The organism is Emticicia sp. C21 (genome assembly GCF_003418935.1).
Lineage (GTDB): Bacteria > Bacteroidota > Bacteroidia > Cytophagales > Spirosomataceae > Emticicia.
In genome coordinates, this window is sequence record NZ_QVMT01000027.1 from 1 (window position 1) to 5,269 (window position 5,269).

At 43.7% G+C, this 5,269-nt stretch carries 1 protein-coding gene; it reads right to left on the reverse strand.

Annotated features, from left to right (window positions below; genetic code table 11):
* Window positions 1–5,269 (reverse strand): Ig-like domain-containing protein (locus D0T08_RS27335; protein ID WP_199538241.1); only part of this gene is annotated, 5,269 nt, incomplete at both ends.

Below are 5,269 nucleotides of genomic sequence, written 5' to 3' on the forward strand. Positions count from 1 at the left end.
TGTATAGGTGCCTGAACCTGTTACGGTCAATGTACTTCCGGTTGCTCCTGTATTCCAGGTTACTGTACCTGTACAGCCTGCGGCTGTCAAGGTTACTGTCTGACCTGTACAACAGATGTCTTTATCTGCTGTTACTATTGGTGCTGCTGGTTTGCTTCCGGTTGTAATAATCACTGCATTCGATGCATCACTTGTTCCACAACTATTCACACAATTCGCTGTATATGTTCCCGATGCAGTTACTGTGATACTTGTGCCTGTTGCATTATTGCTCCAGATTACTGTGCCTGTACAGCCTGTAGCTGTTAACGTCGCACTTGCGCCATCACACAAATTATTGTTATTAGTTACAATCGACGGTGCATTTGGTTTGTCACCTGTCTTAATCACCACTACATTCGATACAGGACTCACACCGCAAAGGTTCTCACAAGTAGCTGTATAGGTACCTGCACCTACTACGATTGTACTTGTTGTCGCCCCTGTGTTCCATTTCAAGCTTGCATTACAACCTGTTGCTGTCAATGTTGCCGTCTCAGTACCACATACTGTTGTCTTGTCTGGGGTAATCGTTGGCGTTGTTGGTGTTGGTAAAGTCTTAATCACCACTGGTGTTGACGACGTTCCTTCACCACATGCATTCTTACAAGTCGCTGTATAGGTGCCTGAACCTGTTACGGTCAATGTACTTCCGGTTGCTCCTGTATTCCAGGTTACTGTACCTGTACAGCCTGCGGCTGTCAAGGTTACTGTCTGACCTGTACAACAGATGTCTTTATCTGCTGTTACTATTGGTGCTGCTGGTTTGCTTCCGGTTGTAATAATCACTGCATTCGATGCATCACTTGTTCCACAACTATTCACACAATTCGCTGTATATGTTCCCGATGCAGTTACTGTGATACTTGTGCCTGTTGCATTATTGCTCCAGATTACTGTGCCTGTACAGCCTGTAGCTGTTAACGTCGCACTTGCGCCATCACACAAATTATTGTTATTAGTTACAATCGACGGTGCATTTGGTTTGTCACCTGTCTTAATCACCACTACATTCGATACAGGACTCACACCGCAAAGGTTCTCACAAGTAGCTGTATAGGTACCTGCACCTACTACGATTGTACTTGTTGTCGCCCCTGTGTTCCATTTCAAGCTTGCATTACAACCTGTTGCTGTCAATGTTGCCGTCTCAGTACCACATACTGTTGTCTTGTCTGGGGTAATCGTTGGCGTTGTTGGTGTTGGTAAAGTCTTAATCACCACTGGTGTTGACGACGTTCCTTCACCACATGCATTCTTACAAGTCGCTGTATAGGTGCCTGAACCTGTTACGGTCAATGTACTTCCGGTTGCTCCTGTATTCCAGGTTACTGTACCTGTACAGCCTGCGGCTGTCAAGGTTACTGTCTGACCTGTACAACAGATGTCTTTGTCTGCTGTTACTGTCGGTGCTGTTGGCTTGCTTCCGGTTGTGATAATCACTGCATTCGATGCATCACTTGTTCCACAACTATTGCTACAGGTTGCTGTATAAGTACCCGATGTCGTTACTGTGATACTTGTGCCCACTGCATTATTACTCCATGTTACTGTACCTGTGCAACCCGTTGCTGTCAACGTTGCACTTGCGCCATCACACAAGTTAGTGTCGCTAGCTGATATACTCGGTGCATTTGGTTTGTCACCTGTCTTAATCACCACTACATTCGATACAGGACTCACACCGCAAAGGTTCTCACAAGTAGCGGTATAGGTGCCTGCACCTACTACGATTGTACTTGTGGTCGCTCCTGTGCTCCATTTCAAAGTAGCATTGCAACCTGTTGCTGTCAATGTTGCCGTCTCAGTACCACAAACTGTTGTCTTGTCTGGAGTAATCGTCGGCGTCGTTGGTGTTGGTAATGTCTTAATCACCACTGGGGTTGATGAAGTACCCTCACCACACTCATTTTTACACGTCGCTGTATATGTACCTGAGGTAGTTACTTTCAAGGTATTACCTGTCGCTCCTGTGTTCCAGGTTACTGTGCCTGTACAACCTGCTGCTGTTAACGTCGCTGTCTGTCCTGTACAACAGATTTCTTTGTCCGCTGTTACTGTCGGTGCGGCTGGCGGAGTACCTGGTTTTATCTCTATTGATTTATCCTTAGTGCCACAAACTGTAGTACATGTAGCGGTATAAGTTCCCGGAGCAGTTATTGTGATAGTGGTAGCTGTTACACCATTATTCCAAACTACTGTACCATTACATCCGGTTGCTGTTAAAATTGCTGTCTGACCAATACATAACATAGCTTTGTCGCTAGCTACGATAGGTGTAGTCGGACTATCGCTTGGTGTAATTGTAGCTATATTCGATGCACTGCTAGTGCCGCAAATGTCAATACATTTTGCACTATAAGTACCCGTTGCAGTTACTGTAATACTTGTAGCTGTTACGCCATTGCTCCATACTACTGTTCCACTACAACCTGTAGCTGTTAAAGTAGCGCTCGCTCCCGCACAGATACTACTGGTTGATGGTGTCACTGTTGGAGGAGTTGGAGGGGTACCTCTATCTATTGTTATGATATTAGATGTGCCACTTGTTCCACAAATATTATTACATACTGCACTATAAGTACCTGCAACACTTACTGTAATCATAGTTCCTGTAGTACCATTACTCCAAAGCACTTTTCCGTTACAACCTGTTGCTGTTAAGGTTGCTACTTCATTACCACAAATCTGATTCTTGTCAGTAGAAATCGTTGGTGTGGTTGGAGAAGTACCCGTACGAATCACAATCGGTGTAGAATTTGAACTTGTTCCACAACTATTTGAACATGTTACAGTATAGGTTCCTGCAACCGATACCTGAATAGTACTTGTTGTTGCTCCGGTGCTCCATAATAAAGTACCATTGTTACAACCCGATGCCGTTAAAGTTGCAGTTGCTCCGTCACAACAAATTTCTTTGTCTGTTGAAACAAGCGGCTTGTCAGGTTTATTACCTTTCTTGATAATTATACTATTAGAATCATTACTTGAGCAATCGCCTACTTTACAAGTTGCTGTATAAGTGCCTTCAGTAGATACTGTAATTGAGGTTCCCATCTGACCTGTCGACCATCTAACTACTCCACCCGTACAGCCTGTTGCTGTTAATTTAACTGGGGTATTATCGCAAATGGTATCCGGTCCGTCAACCTTGATTGTAGGAGGAGTTGGTTTTTCTTTAACATCCACCGTTACAGTACCACTTGTTGAGCAAAGGTCTTTCGTTATCGTTATGGTATATACTCCTTCGTTGGCCAAAGTTGTATTAGTAATTGTAACTGTTCTACCACCTTGAGAGAAGCCGTTTGGACCTGTCCATAGATAAGTCGCTCCCACTCCAAAATCAGGTGCTGAGAATGTTAAATCTTCACCTTCACAAACAGAGGCATTAGAAGAAGTGATTTTTGGTAAAGTTTTAATTGTAACTGAAGTAGTTGCGGTTCCTGTACAGCCGCTAGCATTAGTTACAGTTACAGTATATACTCCCTGGTGCGAAGTTGTCGCCGGATTAATAACCGGATTCTGAACACTTGAAGTATAACCGTTAGGGCCTTTCCATGAATAACCTGAACCACCACCTGCAGTTAACTCAATGATTCCACCTTCACAAACCGGAGAGTTAGAATTGATAGTTGGAACTAAGGCAGCAGGTTGAGAGACAATAATTCCAATAACAGTTGTTTTACAACCTTTAGCATCTGTTATTATAACACTATAAGTACCTGTTGCTAATCCAGATATTGTTTGCGTAGTTGCATTATTACTCCACAAATATGTATACGGTGCAGTACCACCAGAAACATTCACAGTCGCTGATCCGTCGTGTCCGTTATAACAGGTTACATCCGTTTTAGATGGAGTTGCTGTTAATGCATCCGGTTGTTTCACTTCAACTATTGTCGTTTTGATACAATCGTTCGCATCTTTTACTGTGAAAGTATACATACCTGCTGACAGATTATTGAAGATATTTGAGTTCTGGAATGTAATTCCATCCTTGCTATATCTATCTGGTTGTGTACCACCGCCCGCTGTTAAAGTTACGGTACCATTAGCATCTCCATTACATTTTACATCTGTACCTATTCCAGATAAAGTAAGTGGAGTTGGTTCAGTAATCACTACTGTCGCGGTTACTTTACAATTGTTCTTATCTGTTACAGTTACCGTATAAGTTCCGGCTGTTAAGTTATTGGCTGTTGCGCCTGTGCCACCACTTGGCGACCAGCTATAAGTATATGGTGTTGTTCCTCCTGTTGCAGTTACTGTCGCACTACCATCATTCCCCCCATTACATTTTACATCTACTTTTGTAATTGAAGCTGTCAACTTAGCTGGCTCAGTGATCGTCACTGTCGCGGTTACTTTACAATTGTTCTTATCTGTTACGATTACCGTATAAGTTCCGGCTGTTAAGTTATTGGCTGTTGCACCTGTACCACCACTTGGCGACCAGCTATAAGTGTATGGTGCTGTTCCTCCTGTTGCAGTTACTGTGGCACTACCATCGTTACCGCCATTACATTTTACATCTACTTTCGTGATGCTGGCTGTCAGTTTCGCCGGCTCAGTGATCGTTACTGTCGCGGTTACTTTACAGTCATTCTTGTCTGTTACGGTTACCGTATAAGTTCCGGCTGTTAAGTTATTGGCTGTTGCGCCTGTGCCACCACTTGGCGACCAGCTATAAGTGTATGGTGCTGTTCCTCCTGTTGCAGTTACTGTCGCACTACCATCATTCCCGCCGTTACATTTTACATCTACTTTTGTAATTGAAGCGGTCAACTTAGCCGGCTCAGTGATCGTCACTGTCGCGGTTACTTTACAATTGTTCTTATCTGTTACGGTTACCGTATAAGTTCCGGCTGTTAAGTTATTGGCTGTTGCACCTGTACCACCACTTGGCGACCAGCTATAAGTGTATGGTGCTGTTCCTCCTGTTGCAGTTACTGTGGCACTACCATCGTTACCGCCATTACATTTTACATCTACTTTTGTAATACTTGCTGTTAGTTTCGCCGGCTCAGTGATCGTCACGGTCGCAGTTACTTTACAATTGTTCTTGTCTGTTACGATTACCGTATAAGTTCCGGCCGTTAAGTTATTCGCTGTTGCGCCTGTGCCACCACTTGGTGACCAGCTATAAGTATATGGTGCTGTTCCTCCTGTTGCAGTTACTGTCGCACTACCATCATTCCCCCCATTACATTTTACATCAACTTTTGTAATA